Origin of the sequence: Sphingobium sp. RAC03, from assembly GCF_001713415.1 — a bacterium.
Lineage (GTDB): Bacteria > Pseudomonadota > Alphaproteobacteria > Sphingomonadales > Sphingomonadaceae > Sphingobium.
On record NZ_CP016456.1, the window covers coordinates 2,864,873 to 2,881,119 of the forward strand.

At 64.7% G+C, this 16,247-nt stretch carries 11 protein-coding genes; 2 read left to right on the forward strand and 9 right to left on the reverse strand.

What is annotated here, in order from left to right; all coding sequences use genetic code 11:
• Positions 1 to 60: 60 nt before the first annotated feature.
• On the reverse strand, positions 61 to 714 hold the full coding sequence (locus BSY17_RS18475; protein WP_069067073.1) for a TetR/AcrR family transcriptional regulator: 654 nt from the start codon (positions 712 to 714) through the stop codon (positions 61 to 63).
• Between the two features lie 190 nt (positions 715 to 904).
• Between BSY17_RS18475 and BSY17_RS18480 the strand changes: the two genes are divergently transcribed.
• Both BSY17_RS18480 and BSY17_RS18485 read left to right on the forward strand, forming a co-directional pair.
• On the forward strand, positions 905 to 2,920 hold the full coding sequence (locus BSY17_RS18480; protein ID WP_083217158.1) for a hybrid sensor histidine kinase/response regulator: 2,016 nt from the start codon (positions 905 to 907) through the stop codon (positions 2,918 to 2,920).
• Positions 2,921 to 3,000: 80 nt separating this feature from the next.
• Positions 3,001 to 4,008: a sensor histidine kinase gene (locus BSY17_RS18485; RefSeq protein WP_083217159.1), complete on the forward strand. Its 1,008-nt coding sequence runs from the start codon at positions 3,001 to 3,003 to the stop codon at positions 4,006 to 4,008.
• Between the two features lie 20 nt (positions 4,009 to 4,028).
• On the opposite strand, the gene BSY17_RS18490 is transcribed toward BSY17_RS18485, so the two are convergent.
• From BSY17_RS18490 to BSY17_RS18525, 8 genes are all read right to left on the reverse strand, one after another.
• Positions 4,029 to 5,471, reverse strand: a complete 1,443-nt coding sequence (locus tag BSY17_RS18490; protein WP_216095580.1) for a TolC family protein — start codon at positions 5,469 to 5,471, stop codon at positions 4,029 to 4,031.
• Entirely contained in the window at positions 5,461 to 6,531 is a 1,071-nt protein-coding gene (locus BSY17_RS18495) for an efflux RND transporter periplasmic adaptor subunit (protein ID WP_069066566.1), read from the reverse strand. Before BSY17_RS18495 ends, BSY17_RS18490 begins: the two co-directional genes overlap by 11 nt.
• Positions 6,515 to 8,236 carry an ABC transporter ATP-binding protein gene (locus BSY17_RS18500; protein ID WP_069066567.1) on the reverse strand — a complete coding sequence of 574 codons (1,722 nt, stop codon included), beginning with the start codon at positions 8,234 to 8,236 and terminating at the stop codon, positions 6,515 to 6,517. The genes BSY17_RS18495 and BSY17_RS18500 overlap by 17 nt, the downstream gene beginning before the upstream one ends.
• 573 nt (positions 8,237 to 8,809) lie before the next feature.
• Complete coding sequence (locus BSY17_RS18505; protein WP_069066568.1) at positions 8,810 to 10,219, reverse strand: efflux transporter outer membrane subunit; 1,410 nt, start codon at positions 10,217 to 10,219, stop codon at positions 8,810 to 8,812.
• Positions 10,220 to 10,230: 11 nt separating this feature from the next.
• Positions 10,231 to 13,419 carry an efflux RND transporter permease subunit gene (locus BSY17_RS18510; protein WP_069066569.1) on the reverse strand — a complete coding sequence of 1,063 codons (3,189 nt, stop codon included), beginning with the start codon at positions 13,417 to 13,419 and terminating at the stop codon, positions 10,231 to 10,233.
• Positions 13,420 to 13,443: 24 nt separating this feature from the next.
• Positions 13,444 to 14,715 carry an efflux RND transporter periplasmic adaptor subunit gene (locus BSY17_RS18515; RefSeq protein ID WP_069066570.1) on the reverse strand — a complete coding sequence of 424 codons (1,272 nt, stop codon included), beginning with the start codon at positions 14,713 to 14,715 and terminating at the stop codon, positions 13,444 to 13,446.
• On the reverse strand, positions 14,712 to 15,107 hold the full coding sequence (locus tag BSY17_RS18520) for a hypothetical protein (protein WP_069066571.1): 396 nt from the start codon (positions 15,105 to 15,107) through the stop codon (positions 14,712 to 14,714). The genes BSY17_RS18515 and BSY17_RS18520 overlap by 4 nt, the downstream gene beginning before the upstream one ends.
• Before the next feature lie 363 nt (positions 15,108 to 15,470).
• Positions 15,471 to 16,079: a TetR/AcrR family transcriptional regulator gene (locus BSY17_RS18525; protein WP_069066572.1), complete on the reverse strand. Its 609-nt coding sequence runs from the start codon at positions 16,077 to 16,079 to the stop codon at positions 15,471 to 15,473.
• Positions 16,080 to 16,247 lie beyond the last annotated feature (168 nt).

The following is a 16,247-nucleotide window of genomic DNA, read 5'->3' on the forward strand; positions in this document are numbered from 1 at the left end:
AACGGGGGCGGTCGCGAATTTATTTCTGCACCGCAACAAAGCGCGCGCGTATCACCGAGATCACGCCGTTTCGCTGACCAACCCTGCAATATCGCGCGCAGTCACCGTCTTGGCCAGGTGGATGAATGACGTAGCGGCAAGCGCTGTAAATGCCGGCATCTTGTGCGCCCAGGGCTTGCCATGGCCCAGGAACGGCGTCGATCCTTCCATCGACGCGCTGATGAACAGGGCCACGCTATGCACGTCGTCGGGGGACAAGGCGGGATTGAGCTGCGCGACATATTCGCCAATCGCATCATGGACGCGCTGGTAAAAGGCGCGGACGCGATCCGCTACGAAATCGCTATGGTTGGCGAGCGCCCATAATTCCGTGAACAAATGGGTGGTGCGCTTGGTCTGGATGTCGTCGAGACATAGGAGGATGATCCGTCTCAGCCGCTCTTCGGCGGTCAGCCCCGGCTTGCGCACCGTCTGATCCAGCACGCTGCCATAAGACTCGACCAGTTCATCGAGCATCACCTGGATCAGCATTTCCTTGCGTGGAAAATGATAGCTGACATTGCCGACCTTCATGTCGCACCGCGCGGCGATGCGGCGCAGGGTGAAGGCGTCGGCTCCTTCATCGATCAGCACGTCGAGCGCGGCCTTAAGGATCTGATCGACGGTTTCGGTGCCCCTGACATAGATGCCGGGCCGTGGGGGAGCGAGTATCATATCTGGTTCTGCCTTGCCCCGTCCTAGCATCGCTGGGGAAAAGTCGCCACCCTTTGGCACCATTTCGGCGCAGACGCCGGGCAAGATTTTCGCAAAAACAAGGGCATATTGCATATTGGACGGAACTGTGAAGGCTGGCGTCGGTTCGCAAAGATCAGATGATGGATAGGACCGACGGATTACCCCATTTATGAATGATAGCGCTGCCAGCACGGATCGCGGCCAGGACATGCATTTCCTGTCGGGGGGCGGGGTCATGGGCGAATTGGTCCGGTCAAAGGACTGGTCGGCAACGCCGCTTGGCGCGCCGCAAAGTTGGCCTCAGCCGCTCAAGACATTGGTGGCGCTCATGCTGTCGGCCGATCAACCGATGTTCATCGGCTGGGGGCCTGACCATATCTTCCTCTATAATGACCGCTACGCCCCGATGCTGGCGGACCGCCATCCGGCAGCACTCGGCCGCACCTTCTTCGACGTCTGGCCCGAAATCCGGGCGGACATCGCCCCGCTCTTCGCCAAGGTGTCTGCGGGCGAGCCTGTGCATATGGACGATATCGAACTCATGCTCGATCGGCCGGGTCGGCCGCGCGAAGCGCATTTCGCTTTCTCCTACACGCCGGTTCGCGACGCGGCGGGGACGGTCGATGGCCTCTTCTGCGCCTGTGTCGAAACCACCGAGCAGATATTGGCGGAGCGCACGCGCCGCGAAGCCGAAGCGTCGGAGCGCAACCGGCTGTGGATATTGTCCGAAGACATGCTTGCCCGCGCGGACTTTGCCGGGCGCATGGGGGCCGTCAATCCCGCCTGGACCCGCGTATTGGGCTGGTCGGAGGCGCATCTGCTGGCGACACCCTATGTCGACTTCATGCATCCCGACGATGCGGCGGTGACGCTCGCCGCCATCGAGGATATGAGTCGCACCGGCCTTCCCACCCGCTTTCAAAATCGCATCGCCACGGCCGACGGCGGCTGGACGCCGATCGGCTGGACCGTATCGCCCGAACCGGACGGGGTGAATTTCATCGCGATCGGCCGTGACCTGAGCGAAGACAAGGCGCGCGAAGAGCAATTGCTGCAAACCCAGGAAGCGCTGCGCCAGTCGCAGAAGCTCGAATCGATGGGCCAGTTGACCGGCGGCGTCGCCCATGACTTCAACAATCTGCTCACCCCCATCATCGGCTCGCTCGACCTGCTGATGCGCCGCGGCCTGGGCAGCGAACGCGAACGTCGCCTGATCGACGGCGCGCTCCAATCGGCCGAACGCGCCAAGACTCTGGTGCAACGGTTGCTCGCCTTCGCCCGCCGACAGCCGCTCCAGCCCAAGGCGGTCGCGCTCGATGACCTCGTCACAGGGATGGCGAGCCTGGTGAGCAGCACGATCGGCCCGAAAATCGACCTGCGGGTCAGCATCGCCGACGATTTGCCCCCGGCGCGGGCCGATGCCAACCAGCTGGAAATGGCGATCCTTAATTTAAGCGTCAACGCCCGCGACGCCATGCCTGCGGGCGGCGAACTGACCATCTCGGCGAGCCGCGCCAGCGTGCGGGGGCGGCATCCCGCGGGCCTGCGCGTCGGCCATTATGTGCGCCTCTCGGTCGCCGACACGGGCATCGGCATGGACGAAGCAACGCGCGCGCGCGCCATCGAGCCCTTCTTTTCGACCAAAGGCATCGGCAAGGGCACCGGCCTTGGCCTGTCGATGGCCCACGGCCTGGCCGCGCAACTGGGCGGTGGGCTGACCATCATCAGCGCGCCGGGTGAGGGAACCACGGTCGAACTCTGGCTCCCCGTCAGCCCGGACGCGATCGGCAGCGACGACCAGATTCGCGTGCTGCCGCGCATATCCGTCGCGCGCGGCACGGCCTTGCTGGTCGATGATGAGGAACTGGTGCGGATGAGTACCGCCGACATGCTCAACGACCTTGGCTATGACGTGGTCGAGGCGAAATCCGCCGAGGAAGCCCTGCACCTGATCGAAGCGGGCGTCGCGCCGACCATATTGGTGACCGACCACCTTATGCCGGGGATGAACGGTGAGGAACTGGCGCGCAGCCTGCGGACCCGGATGCCCGACCTGCCCGTCCTGATCGTATCCGGCTATGCTGAAGCGGAGGGGATCGCGCCCGATCTGCCGCGCCTGACCAAGCCCTTCCGCAATGCCGAACTGGCCGACCGGCTCGAAACCATCCATCCGACCGAAGCCTGACCGCCAAGCGGCATCCGATGGATTATTCCCCCGCTGCCCGCCCATTGTGATAGGGGCTGGACGCACGGCATGATCGGGGAATGACATTGGTTCAAGAAATGCCGGAGGCGCATGAGTGGCAGCCCGCGCAGTTGCGGCGCGCGATCTTCGCCGCTGGAGTCGCGCTCTGGGCCTGGAATGTCGATACCGACGCCTTCACCATGGATGAGCTGGGCTTCAAACTATGGGGTCTGCCGCAGGGTGAGCAGGTCACGTTCGAAAAACTATCCACACGCATTCACCCCGCCGACCGGGACAGGGTGCGATCCGCATTCTCCGCGACGCGCGCCATCCTTGGTCCCTATGAAACCGATTTCCGCATATTGATCGGCGACGAAGTGCGGTGGATCGCCGCGCGCGGCCAAGGCGAGGATGACGGTATCGTCGGGCGGACCATGTACGGCATCTTCCTGGATGTGACCGGCCGCAAGCAGGCCGAAGAGGGGCATGAGCTTCTGGCCGGGGAAATGAGCCATCGCGTCAAGAATCTGCTCGCCATAGCATCGGGCCTGACCGCCATTTCCTCGCGCTCCGCTCTCAGCAAGGAGGATATGGCGGGGGAATTGACCGAGCGTTTGTCGGCATTGGGCCGGGCGCATGATCTGGTCCGCCCGCTGCCCAATGGGCAGGGTAATGCGGCATTGCTGGGCGATCTTCTGTCGGTATTGCTGGCCCCCTATGACGATCTGGGCGCGTTCAAGGGCCGCATCAGGGTCGCTGTCGAGCGGATGGGCGTGGGCGAACATGCGGCGACCGGGCTGGCCCTCGTCATTCATGAACTGGCCACCAACTCGATGAAATATGGCGCCTTGTCGCATGAGGCCGGCACGCTTGACGTCTCCAGCATGGCGGAGGAGGATGATGTGATCCTGACCTGGCTGGAACATGGCGGACCCAAAGTGCAGGAGCCGGACGGCGCGGGCGGCTTTGGCAGCAAGCTGGTGCAGCGCAGCGTGCGCGGCCAGCTCGGCGGCACCATCGATTATGACTGGGCGGAAACCGGCCTGATCGTGACCCTGCGCATCAATCGGGCGCGGTTGGCCGTGTGAAGCGCGCGCCGATTATCCGCTCATAGTCCCAAAGCGTCGGTATCGGCGCTGGCTGCGGCGAGGTCCGCATGGGCGATCAATTGGCGATAGGCCGCATCCAGCTTGCGCAAGGCCGCATCGGCGGCCGCTTCCTCACGAATGTTGACCAGGAAGAAGTCGCTTGCCCCCATTTCGAACCGGCGGCGCTCTGCCTGGGCCATGTCTTGCGCGCGCGCCTGTTCGTCGCCTGCCAGCACCAGCAGCCGCTCGGTGGCATCCACCGCGACGCCGATCGTGTCGATCTCCGCGATGATCTGCTCGCGCAGCCCCTGGCCACGCAGCATCGCCGCCTCGATCTCCGCCTGGGTCTGCATGATCCGGCCTTGCGCCGCGCGGCGCTGGAGCGGCAGGGTGAAGGTCAATCCGACGCGGGTATCCGTGCCTTCGCGCGATCGTCCGCCCTCGCCGATCGGCCCGATGTCGCGCGACGCTTCGGCGTTGAAGTCGAGGCGGGGCAAAAGCGCATTGCGGTCCAGCGCCAGCCGGTCGCGCGCGACCTGCATCCGCAGGTCGATGGTGCGCAGGTCCGGGCGCATCGACAGCGCCGATTTGGGATCGACCGGCAAGGGTAGGGGGTTGGGCAGATCCGATGGCAGTTGCGCAGGCGACGGGATCACCGGCCGTCCATCCGCGTCACGCCAATAGAGCGACAACGTATTGGCGGCACTGGCCAGCGCCTGCTCCGCCTGCACCACCAATGTCTGCCGCCGCAGGATATTCTGCTGGTTCTCAGTCAGGATGATGCGCGGGCGCAGCCCCAGCGTGACCTGCCGCTCCAGCCCCGTCTGACGATCCTGCGCCAGCGCCAGCAGGTTGCGCACGATCTCCAGCCGTTCGCCCGCCACCACCCATTGATTATAGGCGTCCAGCGCCCGCCGCTGGACGCCGATCGCGACGAACAGCCGGTCGGCATCGGCGAGCGCGATATCCGCTTCGGCCTGCGTCCGGTTGAAGCGACGATCATCGATCGCCCGGTCGCGCAGCAGCGCCAGCACCACGCCCGCCTTTATCTCGCCAAGCTGGTTGGTGTAGCTTTTATCCTCATAGATGGGGAAGCGCCCGTCGGAAACGCGATAGCCGCCATAGACATTGCCGCCCCATTGTTCGAGCGGCCGCGTCACCTTCGTTTCGGCATAGCGGCTGTCATAATAGCCGGTCAGGCGGCTGTCGGCGGCGGCCGAAAAGACCGTGTCGAACGCCCCTTCGGCCGACAGGCGCTTGCCCTGCGCGCCGCGCACCCGCGCCAGCGCTTCCAGCACCTGGGGCGCATGTTGGCGCGATGACGCCAGCACATCGGCCAATTGCAGTGGGCCGGACAGGGACGGCGCAGCGGCCCGCGTCGGCAAGGGCGCGATATCCTGCGCGATCGCAGGCACGACCGTCGCCATCAGCGCGACGACCATGAGCAGGCGCTTACTTGGCATTGCTGTTGGCATTGGCATCGGTCGCATTCGTCGCTGAAGCGTCGGGTACATTGCCGGGACGCTGGAATTGCAGCGGGAAGTCGTTGAGTTGCCGCCACAGTTCGAACCCGACGCTGACGGTATCCATCAACACCCAGCCGCGCACCTTGGCACCCAACCGGACATAGGGTTCCTGCGGCCAGGCTGGCCGGTCCGATGCCGGTTCGACGATGACGCGGAACAGGCCGTTCGCTGATGCCGACACGTCGATCGCGCGCACCTTGCCATCGAACATGCCCTGCGCGACCGAAGGCCAGCCGCTGAACTGGATGGCGGGCCAGCCTTCGAATTCCAAGCGGACACGGCGGCCGATCTCGATCAGCGGCACATCGCGGCCATCGACATAAAGTTCGACCACGCGCTGCGACTGTTCGGGCGCGAAGGTCGCGACGATGTCGCCCGCGCTGACCATAGTCGCATTGTCGCCGCCCTGGATGCGCAGCACGCGCCCCGCACGCGGCGCACGGATCATCTGGACCGACTGGCGGTTGAGGCTGACGTCCACGCGCGTCCGCTCGGCCCGCGCCTGCGCAACCTTGGCGGCATAATCGCTGACCTTGATCTGGGCCAGTTCATAGTCGCGGCGGGGGGCCAAGCCTTCGCGGTACAGCGTTTCCATGCGCGATACGTCCAGTTGCGCCACCCGCATGGCTTGCTGCGCCGCCATGATCTCGACGTCGGCCTGGGCGCGTTCGGCGCGCAGGCGGTCGAGCAGATTGGGATCATTGTCGCTGATCCGCGCGATAGGATCGCCACGCTTCACCAGGCTGCCGTCGGTGACATACCATTGTTCGATCCGGCCGGGGACGAGTGCGGTGATATTCTGCACCCGGTCGCGCGGGTCGAGCGCGATGACGGCGCCGGTCCCTGGCGCGGTCTGCACCCACGGCACGAAGATCATGAACAGGATGCAGCCGACGATCGTCGCCACCAGCATCCAAGCCAGCGCGCGGGTGACGCGCGGCGCACGGATGCTCGCCAGCGTCTTGAAATGCGACAGATGATTAGCGCGAAACGGCATCGCCAGCCTCCTTGCCAGCGCCAGCGCGCAGGGCGTCGAAACTCTCTCGGTCGGCGACCAGTCGCTGTTTCTTGCGGCCCAGCCACAGCCAGCCATCCAGGGTGATGTCGTGCGGGCGGCTGGAGAAATAGAGGATGGTCACGGGCTTGCCCTTCAACATGGCGAAAGCCGCCTCCAGATGATGGACCGGCACCATGTCGTAGAGCGCCGACAGGACGAGGATGCGCGGCTGGGCGAGCAGGGCACTTGCCAGCTTCAACTGCATTATCTCGACCAGCGCCAACGGCCAACCGGTGGAGGACAGGCGCGTGTCCATGCCATCAGGCAGGGCGGCGACCCGCTCGTCCAGACCCACGGCGCGCAACACGTCCATGATGCCGACGGAGTCATTCTCGGCCCGCGCGAGCGAGAGATAATCGCGTATCGAACTTTCCACGATGGTCGGCCGGTTGAGGACTATCACGTCGCTGCGAAGCTGATACATGTCGAGCGAGGTGATGTCCGCGCCGCCCAGCGTGATGATGCCGCTGGTCGGCCGGATATGCCGTTTGAGCAGCGTGGAGAGCAGGCGGTCCATGTCCGGGTCGGCCGCACCGATCAGTCGGCTGCCGCCCGGAATGACGATGTCGATCTCCGCTTCGTCGCGACCGATCGGCGCGCGCACGGAATGGAGGACGAGCGCGCCATGGGCAGGCCGCGCGGCGTCGGGCTTGGGTTCGGGCACTTGCTCCTGCGGAATGGCGAGGATCAGCGAGAGTTCCTCGACGCCTGCGACCAGATCGTAGAAACTGTCGAGATACGGGCCCAACTGTGCGGCGCCATAGAAGATGCTCGACAGGATCAGTTCGGCCGCGACCAGCTGGCCGATCGACAATTGCCCCTGAATGACCAGCCAGCCGCCCAGCGCCAGCAACCCGGCACTCGCCACCGCATAGAGGATCAGCAGCGCAAGGCTTTGCGGGAAGGCATAGCGGAAATGCGCCTTATGCTCCTTCACATAGGCGGCGGTGGCCTCTTCTGACCGGTCCATGGCGAAGTGGAGATGGCGGCTCGATTTATAATAGCCGTTCGATCCGCCGACGCTTTCCAGCCAATGGGCCGCTTCATATTTGCGATAGCTCAGCGCCACCGACGTCCGCATCGCACCGCGATACCAGAGGCGCCAGATCAGCCAGACGGCGAAGATGAAGCCGACATTGAACGCCAGGAAGAAGGGGTGGTAAAATGCCGTGACGACGAAACCGACGCTGGCTTGCAGGATGATCGAAAATCCCCCGATCAGCAGCGACGGGATCGCCTTCTGCACCGTCATCAATTCGAAGAACCGGTTGAACAGGTCGCCGCGTCGTTCGTCCTGGAAAAAGGGATTTTGCGCATACACCGCGCGCAAGGTGATGTCCGCGACCAGCCGGGCGAAGAAACGGCGTCGGAACATCTCCATCAAATGCATGCGGAACGCGCCGAGCAGCGCCGATATCAGCAACAATCCGAGCAGGATCGCCGCCAGCGTGAACAATGGCGCTGGCAACGCCGTATTCGCCACGGAGTTGATCAGCATCTGCACCGAGATCGGCGTGGCTAGCGACAACAGGCCAATGCCGACACCGTAAACCAGTGTCAGTCTGATGAAAGCCTTGTCAGGACCGATGATCGGTCCCGCCCAGGCAAAGAAGTCGCGCAATCGCACATCGACCGGAGCCGCCATATTCGAATGTCCCACCGCGTAACAACATGATCCAAAACACAGCCGACACCACAAGGGCGCGCTGCATCATCAAGAGCATAATAAAGCCATCCATGGCGATACCCTGGATGGCGCTGCTCAGCTCCTAATGACGTTTTTGTCTATAATTCTGCCCTGGCGCAGTGAACCCGATGTCGCCGGGTCACGGGCCGCGCCACTGGCTTGCGGTCCAAGTAGCGATGCACCGCTATCGGATCAAATCGCTAATTGCGAAAATTACGATGAAATAATAGTATCGACACATCGGTTTACTGTTCAGCAACAGTCTTGATCCACGCCGGGCGCACATAACGGCACCGCCACGCTATCGATCATAGTGTATGATCATCCTGTTCGCTGATTTCGGGCGTGCAGAAGGACGTACGGGATAACATGGCGATCCTATGTCTTCATGTCGATAGGATCGCCATATAATACATTAAAAACAAACAGTTATAACACTTTTCCAACATCTGAATCTGAGCGATAGGTCAAGTAGGAGAGAGGCAAAAAGGCCTTACCACTGTACGCATCGCTGTACGCAACCGAGGTGCTTTACCCGACCCTCTGCCAACCGCCGCCCAAGGCGCGAAAGAGATCGACCTGGGCGAAGGCGACGGAGCGATCGGCGGATGCAAGATCCGCTTCGGCGGCCGCGAGCGTGCGTTGGGCGTCGAGGACGGTCAGGAAATCGATCTGCCCTTCCCGCTGGCGGGCGAGGCTGATGCGGGCGGCGCGGTCAGCGGCGTTGCGCGCGGCCTGCAACGTGTCGCGGCGTTCCATGGCATGGGCATAGATGGACAGCGCGGTTTCGGTTTCCGCCAGCGCGCGCAGCACCGTGCCATCGAAGGTCGCCAGCGTCGCCGCGCTGTCGGCGCGCGCCGCGCCGATGCGGGCGCGGATCGCTTCCTGATTGGGGAAGGCCCAGTTGATGAGCGGCCCCAGCACCCAGCGGAGCGGACCGCCGCCCAATATGTCGCCGCCGCCGATCGCGGTCGTGCCGACCGCGCCGCCCAGCGAAATGCGCGGATAAAGGTCCGCCGTCGCCACGCCGATCCGCGCCGTGTCGGCGGCGAGGCGGCGTTCGGCGGCGCGGACATCGGGCCGCCGGGCCAGCAGCGCGCGACCATCGCCCACGGGAATGGGCTGGGCCAGGGTCGGCGTGGTGACGCTGGCGCGGATATCGGCGGGCAAGTCTTGCGGTGTGCGCCCGGTCAGCGTCGCGAGTCGGAACAGGGCGGCATCCCGGTCAGCGGCAAGGCTTGGCACCAGCGCCTTTTGCTGGTCGCGCAAGGCTGTCACGCGGATCACGTCGAGCCGATCCGATCGGCCCGCGTCGAAGCGCGCGCCGGTGATGCGGATCGAACGATCGAGCAGGTCGACCGTGCGCTGCGCCACGCGCAGCCGCTCGGCCGAAGAAGTGGCATCGACATAGGCGCGCACCGTGTCAGCGACCACGGCGACCCGGACGGCATCGGTATCCGCCTCAGCCGCGCCGAGATCGCCGCGTGCCGCCTCGATCGAGCGCTTCACCCGGCCGAACAGATCGACCTCATAGCCGACGCTGAACCCCGCATCGACGGTGCGATTCTCCCGGTCGAGGCCGGGGAAGTTCTGCGCCGCTGCCGTGCGGCCATAGGTCACGGTGCCATCCAGGCCGGTCGAGGGCAGCCGATCCGATCGGGCGCCGCGCAGGGTGGAGCGTGCCCGCTCCAGCCGCGCCACCGCGACGCGGATGTCGGTATTGGCGCGCAGTGCATCGCCCACCAGCCGGTCGAGCAGCGGGTCTTCGTATAGCCGCCACCAATCGCCCTGCACCTCCGCCGCGCTGACGGCGGGGGCTGCCGTGCCGATGAAGGGCGCGGCGGCGGTGGGGGGCGTGACCGGCGGCCGATAGTCGGGACCAGCGGCGCAGGCCGTGAGGGCAGTGGCTGCCAACAGGGCAGCGAACAGGGATTTGGTCATGACGTGGGTTCCTATTCGGCCGGTTGCAGCGCGGGAGCCTGGCCGCTCCGCCCGCGACGGGTGAAGCGGTCGCCAAGCGCGCGGCAAACGACATAGAAAGTGGGGGTGAAGAGCAGACCGAAGGCCGTGACCCCGGCCATGCCGAAGAAGACCGCCGTGCCCAAGGCTTGGCGAAGCTCGGCACCGGCCCCCTGCGCGATCACCAGCGGCACAGCGCCCAGGATGAAGGCGAAGCTGGTCATCAGGATCGGCCGCAGCCGGGTGCGTGCGGCCTGCACCGCCGCCTCGATGGGAGAGAGCCCCTGCTGTTCCTCGGCCTGCTTGGCGAACTCGACCACCAGAATGGCATTCTTGGCCGCCAGCGCGATCAGCACGACCAGGCCGATTTGGGTCAGGATATTATTGTCCATCCCCCGCAGGTTCACGCCCAGCATCGCGGCCAACAGGCACATCGGCACGATGAGGATGATCGCCAATGGCAGTGTCAGGCTTTCATATTGCGCGGCCAGCACCAGGAAGACGAAGAAGACCGCCATCCCGAACACCAGGCCCGCCGTGTTGCCCGCCGTCGCCTGCTGATAGGCGATGCCGGTCCATTCCTGCGCGTACCCGGTGGGGAGCGCCGTTTCACCCAGCTTTTCGATCGTGCTGAGCGACTGACCGGAGGAATAGCCCGGTGCCGTATCGCCATCGACCTCCACCGCAGGCAGCAGATTATAGCGGACGACGCGATAGGGGCCGGTCTTGTCCTGGAAGGTCGACAGGGAACCGAGCGGCACCATCTCGCCCGAATTGGACCGGGTCTTGAGGTTGGCGATATCCGCCGTCGATCCGCGAAACGCCTGATCCGCCTGTGCCGTGACGCGATAGGTGCGGCCCAGCAGATTGAAATCGTTGACGAAGGCGGAACCAAGGTAAACCTGCATCGCTTCGAACACCCGTTCGGGTGGGACGCCCAGCAGGTCGGCCTTGCGCCGGTCCACATCGGCGAAGATGCGCGGGGTGGCGACGTCGAACAGGGTATAGACTTGGGCGAGGCCGGGCGTCGTATTGGCCTTGCCGATATAGTCGGTCGCGACCTTGTTCAGCGCGTCATAGCCGCGTCCCTCGCGATCCTCGATCATCGTGCGATAGCCACCGGCCGAGCCGATGCCCTGGATGACGGGCGGCGGTACAAGAATGATGCGCGCCTTGTCATAGTCGCCGATCGCCTTGCCGGCCTGCTCCATGATCCCGGCATAGGTGGCGCCCACTTCCTTGCGTTCGGCAAAGCTGGTGAAGGGGAAATAGATCGCCGCCGAATTGGGCGCGGCGGTCTGCGAAGGACCATGGAAGCCAGCGAACATCACCGCGCCGCGCAGCCCCTTGATCGGCAAAATCTTCTCCGCGACCTCGCGCGTCACCTTGTCGGTGCGTTCGAGCGATGCGCCGGGCGGAAGCTGGACCACGGCCAGGAAATAGCCCTGATCCTGCGCGGGGATAAAGCCGCCGGGGGTGACCCAGAAGAGCGCGATGGTCGCCGCGATCAGGCCTGCATAGGTGAGCAGCATCTTCTTGGGCCGGGTAACCAAGAAGCGGGTGAGGCTGGCATAGCGATCGCTCATCCGTTCAAAGCCGCGATTGAAGGCGTCGGCAGCCTTTTGCAGCCAGCGCTTCCAGCGCGGGGCGTCCACTGCTGGCGCATCATGTTCGTGCTTGGGCTTCAACAGCAAGGCAGCGGCGGCGGGCGAGAGGGTGAGCGAGAGCAGCAGCGAGATCACCGTCGCGGTCGAGATGGTGACGGCGAATTGCTGGTAGAAGGCGCCCGAAATGCCGGTGATGAACAGCGTCGGCACGAACACCGCGCACAGCACCAGCACGATCGCGACGAGCGCGCCCGCCACCTCGTCCATCGAGAAGCGTGCCGCCTCCAGCGGGGACATGCCTTCCTCGATATTGCGTTCGACATTTTCGACCACGACGATGGCGTCATCGACAACGATGCCGATCGCCAGCACCAGGCCGAAGAGCGAGAGATTGTTGAGCGAATAGCCGACTGCCGCCAGCATCGTCGCCGTGCCGATCAGCGAGACCGGGATAGCGATGATCGGGATGACCGCCGCGCGCCAGTTCTGGAGGAAGATGAGGATGACGAGGACCACCAGGATCACCGCTTCGAACAGCGTGTCATAAACGGCGTCGATCGACTGGCTGATGAATTCGGTCGGATTATAGATGACGCTATATTCCAGCCCCTTGGGAAAGCGCTGGGACAGGCTGTCCATTTCCGCCTTCACCTTCTCCGCCGCGTCGAGCGCGTTGGAGCCGGGGCGTTGCATGACCGCGATGACGACCGTGGGCTTGCCTGAGAGATAGGTATTGATGCCATAATCCTGCGCGCCCAGTTCGACACGGGCGACGTCGGCGACGCGGACCTGATGCCCATCAGCGTCCGTGCGGATGACGATATTGGCAAATTGCCGGGGTTCGTTCAGGCGGCCCTGCATCTCGACGCCCAGCTGGAAGGCTTCGCCGCTGTCATAGGGCGGCTGACCGATGGCACCTGCCGACACCTGCACATTTTGCGCGCGCAAGGCGGCGACGATCTCGCCCGCCGTCAGGTTGAGCGCGGCGGCGCGACCGGGGTCGATCCACACGCGCATCGCATAGTCGCGCGCGCCGAACAATTGCACATCGCCCACGCCGTCGAGGCGCGCGAGGCGATCACGCACTTGCGTCAGGGCATAGTTGGAGAGGTAGTTGCGGTCGAGCGACCCGTCGGGCGACTGGAGATTGACGACCATCAGGAAGTCGGGCGATGTCTTGCGGGTGACGACCCCTAAGCGCTGCACCTCTTCGGGCAGGCGCGGGATGGCAACCGCCACGCGGTTTTGCACCAGTACCTGCGCGGCATCCAGGTCGGTGCCGATCTTGAAGGTGACGGTGATCGTGACTTTGCCATCGCCGGTCGACTGGCTGCTGACATAGAGCATGTCGTCAACGCCGTTGATTTCCTGTTCGATCGGCGCAGCGATGGTCTGGGCCACCGTTTCGGCCGACGCGCCGGGATATTGCGCGCTGACCGTGACGGTCGGCGGCACGATGTCGGGATATTGCGCGACGGGCAGCCCGATGAAGGCGAGCGCGCCGACCACCGTGATGATCACGGCGATCACGGCCGCAAAGATCGGCCGGTCGATGAAGAAGCGGGAGAAACGCATGGGCGTTATCCTTGGGAAATGGGTTTAGCGCGCAAAGGTCGCCTGGGCGGCGGCGGGTGCGGCGGCCGGATCGACGGGCGTCACCGGCGTCGGCTGCGGCTTGATGGGTGCGGCGCGCACCGCGACCTTGGTGCCGGGCATCGCCGCCTGGACATTGCCCACGATGACGCGGTCCTGCGGCGTCAGGCCGGACCGGATGATCCGCAGGCCATCCACGACGGGGCCGAGTTCGACCGGCTTGGCGGAGACGCTGTCATCCTTGCCCACGACCAGCACCGTCTTGCGCGCCTGATCGGACTGGATCGCGGCGTCCGGCACCAGCAAGGCGCGGGTCGTGCCACCGCTGGCAAGGCGCATATTGCCGAACAGGCCGGGCGCAAGGAACATCCCCGGATTGGCAAAGGTCGCGCGCACCCGGATCGTGCCCGAACGCGGGTCTAGGCCGTTGTCGGTGAAGTCCAACCGGCCCTTCCACTTATAGTCGGTTTCATCCTGCAGGCGGACCTCGACGGCGGTCGCGCCATCGCCATCCGCCCGGTCACGCTGCGCCTTGAGGAACAAAGCTTCGGACGCATCGAAGGTGAAGTAGATCGGGTCGAGCGCATTGATCGTCGTCAGCAATGTCGCGCTCGCGCCATCGCCGCCGGCCACCAGATTGCCGATGTCGATGCGCCGGTCGGACACGCGGCCGCCGATCGGGGCGCGGACCTGGGTAAATTCCATGTCGAGCGAGCGCTGGCGCGCGCGCGCTTCCGCAGCGGCCAGCGCCGCCTGTGCGGATTGCAGCCGGGCGCGCAGGGCGTCGACCTCGCTCGCGGAAATGGCTTCGTCGCCGGTCAACCGCTGGACGCGGGCATAATCGGAACGGGCGAGCGCCAAGGTGCTGCGGGCGGCGGCGACATTGGCTTGCGCTTCGGCCAGCGCGGCGCGGAACGGGCGTTGGTCGATCGTGAAGAGCAACTGGCCCTTGCGCACAATGTCGCCGTCGCGGAAGTGGAGTGCCGTAACCGCGCCCGATACGCGCGGCCGTATTTCGACCGTCTGGCTGGGGGCGAAGCGACCGACATATTCGTCCCACTGGGTCACTTCGCGCGCGAGGGGCGTGGAGATGCCGACCGTCGCGATCGGCGTGGCCGCAGCCTGGGCATCGGGTTTGTCGAGCCATTTCCAGGCGGCACCGGCGACGAGGACCAGCGCGATCGCGGCCATCGCACCGCCGCGCCGGGACAGGCGCCGCTGCTTGGAGGGCGACACTTCGCTGGCGGTGTCGGCATGGATGGGGGCGAGCATGTTCATGGGCGAACCTTTCGTCCACGGGCGCTGCGGCCCGCGCTGATGGTGGCGAGCAGCAATTCGAGCTGGTCGGCGGTGAAACCGGCCTCTTGCGCGTCGGCAAGGGCGGAAGGGGTGACGGCATAGCCGCGGTGCCAGGCCTCGACCGACAGGCGGCGCAGCGCCTCCAGCCGTTCGCTGGCCAGCACGGGGCTTGGGCGTGGGCCAAAGATGAGCGCGCTCCATTTGTCCCAGCTGCCGGGCCTGCGCAGGGTGGAGAGCCGATCGGATCGGGCCAGCGCCACCACCTGCCATTCCAGCGGATCAAGCGTGGCAGCTTCAGCCATGTCCGCCATCGGCAGGCATGCGGATAGGGGCGCTCCAGCCATGGGCTGGGCGAAATCTATAAAAGCCATGTGTTACGTCCTCCCTGGACGGCACCAGTGATGAAAAGAGCGCAGCCGATCGCGCCGACCGGACACAAACAGAGCGTCCGGCAGATGAGCCACGGCCGAAACCCACGCGCAGGCGCGCGGAGCTATCGAACGAGAATATCGGTGGGGGGTGCGACGCCCTGTTGGGCTACCGCAAGCAGTCGGTCAGGGACCGCCTCTGATGATGGGGCAGCGCATAATTACCTCCCTGAAGCCTGTCGGCTCAGTGGTTCATTCCATACTTATCGGTATATAATGAGATGCTGCGCCGCGTCAATCGGAATAACATACCGATCGGTAATTATTTATCACAGGTGAATAAGGTGCCCGTTCGGCGACCTATCCCTATCGCCCCGGCCACATGGCAAGGGTGGTCTGCACCAGTCTCTCCAGCGTTTCGCGCGATGCGCCGCCCGATGCCTGGACCGCCATGCCCTGCATCACCGTCGAGAGATAACAGGACATCGCCTCCGGCTCGATGCCGTCGGGCAAGTCGCCCTCTTCCTTCGCCTGCACGAACCGCGCGAGCAAGGCGGCGTTCGACGAGGCGCGGCGCTTCAACACTTCGTCGCGGATGCAGTCTGCCTCGGTCACGCCTGCCACGGTGCTGATGACGCCTAAACAACCCTGCGGCTCGCTGTCGCTACATTGCATGGCAAGCGACCCGCGCAACAATCGCTCGGCCACGCCGCGCGCCGTGGGGGCTTCCAGCGCCGTCTTCACATAGCAGAGTTTCTCGGTCTCATAGAGATCGAGCGCTTGCCGAAACAGGCCTTCCTTGTTGCCGAAACAGGCATAGAGGCTGGGACGCGTGATCCCCATCGCCTCGGTCAGTTCCGAAATCGACGCGCCTTCATAGCCACGCCGCCAGAAAACCTGCAGCGCCGCGGCCAAGGCCTGTGCCGGATCAAATTCACGCGGGCGACCGCGAGACGTGGTTGCAACCTGTTCCATACCGATCGGTATATAGTATGACGACGCCCAAAGGTCTAGGGCAGGAGAACATGGCCCATTGGGCCACGACTATCTGGTTAAGCCTATGCTAGCGGACCTGGAGCGAGCTGCACGGTTTCTGACTTGTCCTTCTTAGCTATCCGCGATCGGTCCCAATTGTAGCTGCGC

Bases quoted from the DNA above. Each gene is read 5' to 3' on its own strand.
- BSY17_RS18525 (WP_069066572.1), bottom strand. From the start codon at position 16,079: ATGGAACAGGTTGCAACCACGTCTCGCGGTCGCCCGCGTGAATTTGAT.
- BSY17_RS18500 (WP_069066567.1), bottom strand. From the start codon at position 8,236: ATGGCGGCTCCGGTCGATGTGCGATTGCGCGACTTCTTTGCCTGGGCG.
- BSY17_RS18515 (WP_069066570.1), bottom strand. From the start codon at position 14,715: ATGAACATGCTCGCCCCCATCCATGCCGACACCGCCAGCGAAGTGTCG.
- BSY17_RS18510 (WP_069066569.1), bottom strand. From the start codon at position 13,419: ATGCGTTTCTCCCGCTTCTTCATCGACCGGCCGATCTTTGCGGCCGTG.
- BSY17_RS18485 (WP_083217159.1), top strand. From the start codon at position 3,001: ATGACATTGGTTCAAGAAATGCCGGAGGCGCATGAGTGGCAGCCCGCG.
- BSY17_RS18480 (WP_083217158.1), top strand. From the start codon at position 905: ATGAATGATAGCGCTGCCAGCACGGATCGCGGCCAGGACATGCATTTC.
- BSY17_RS18505 (WP_069066568.1), bottom strand. From the start codon at position 10,219: ATGACCAAATCCCTGTTCGCTGCCCTGTTGGCAGCCACTGCCCTCACG.
- BSY17_RS18475 (WP_069067073.1), bottom strand. From the start codon at position 714: ATGATACTCGCTCCCCCACGGCCCGGCATCTATGTCAGGGGCACCGAA.
- BSY17_RS18520 (WP_069066571.1), bottom strand. From the start codon at position 15,107: ATGGCTTTTATAGATTTCGCCCAGCCCATGGCTGGAGCGCCCCTATCC.
- BSY17_RS18490 (WP_216095580.1), bottom strand. From the start codon at position 5,471: ATGCCAAGTAAGCGCCTGCTCATGGTCGTCGCGCTGATGGCGACGGTC.
- BSY17_RS18495 (WP_069066566.1), bottom strand. From the start codon at position 6,531: ATGCCGTTTCGCGCTAATCATCTGTCGCATTTCAAGACGCTGGCGAGC.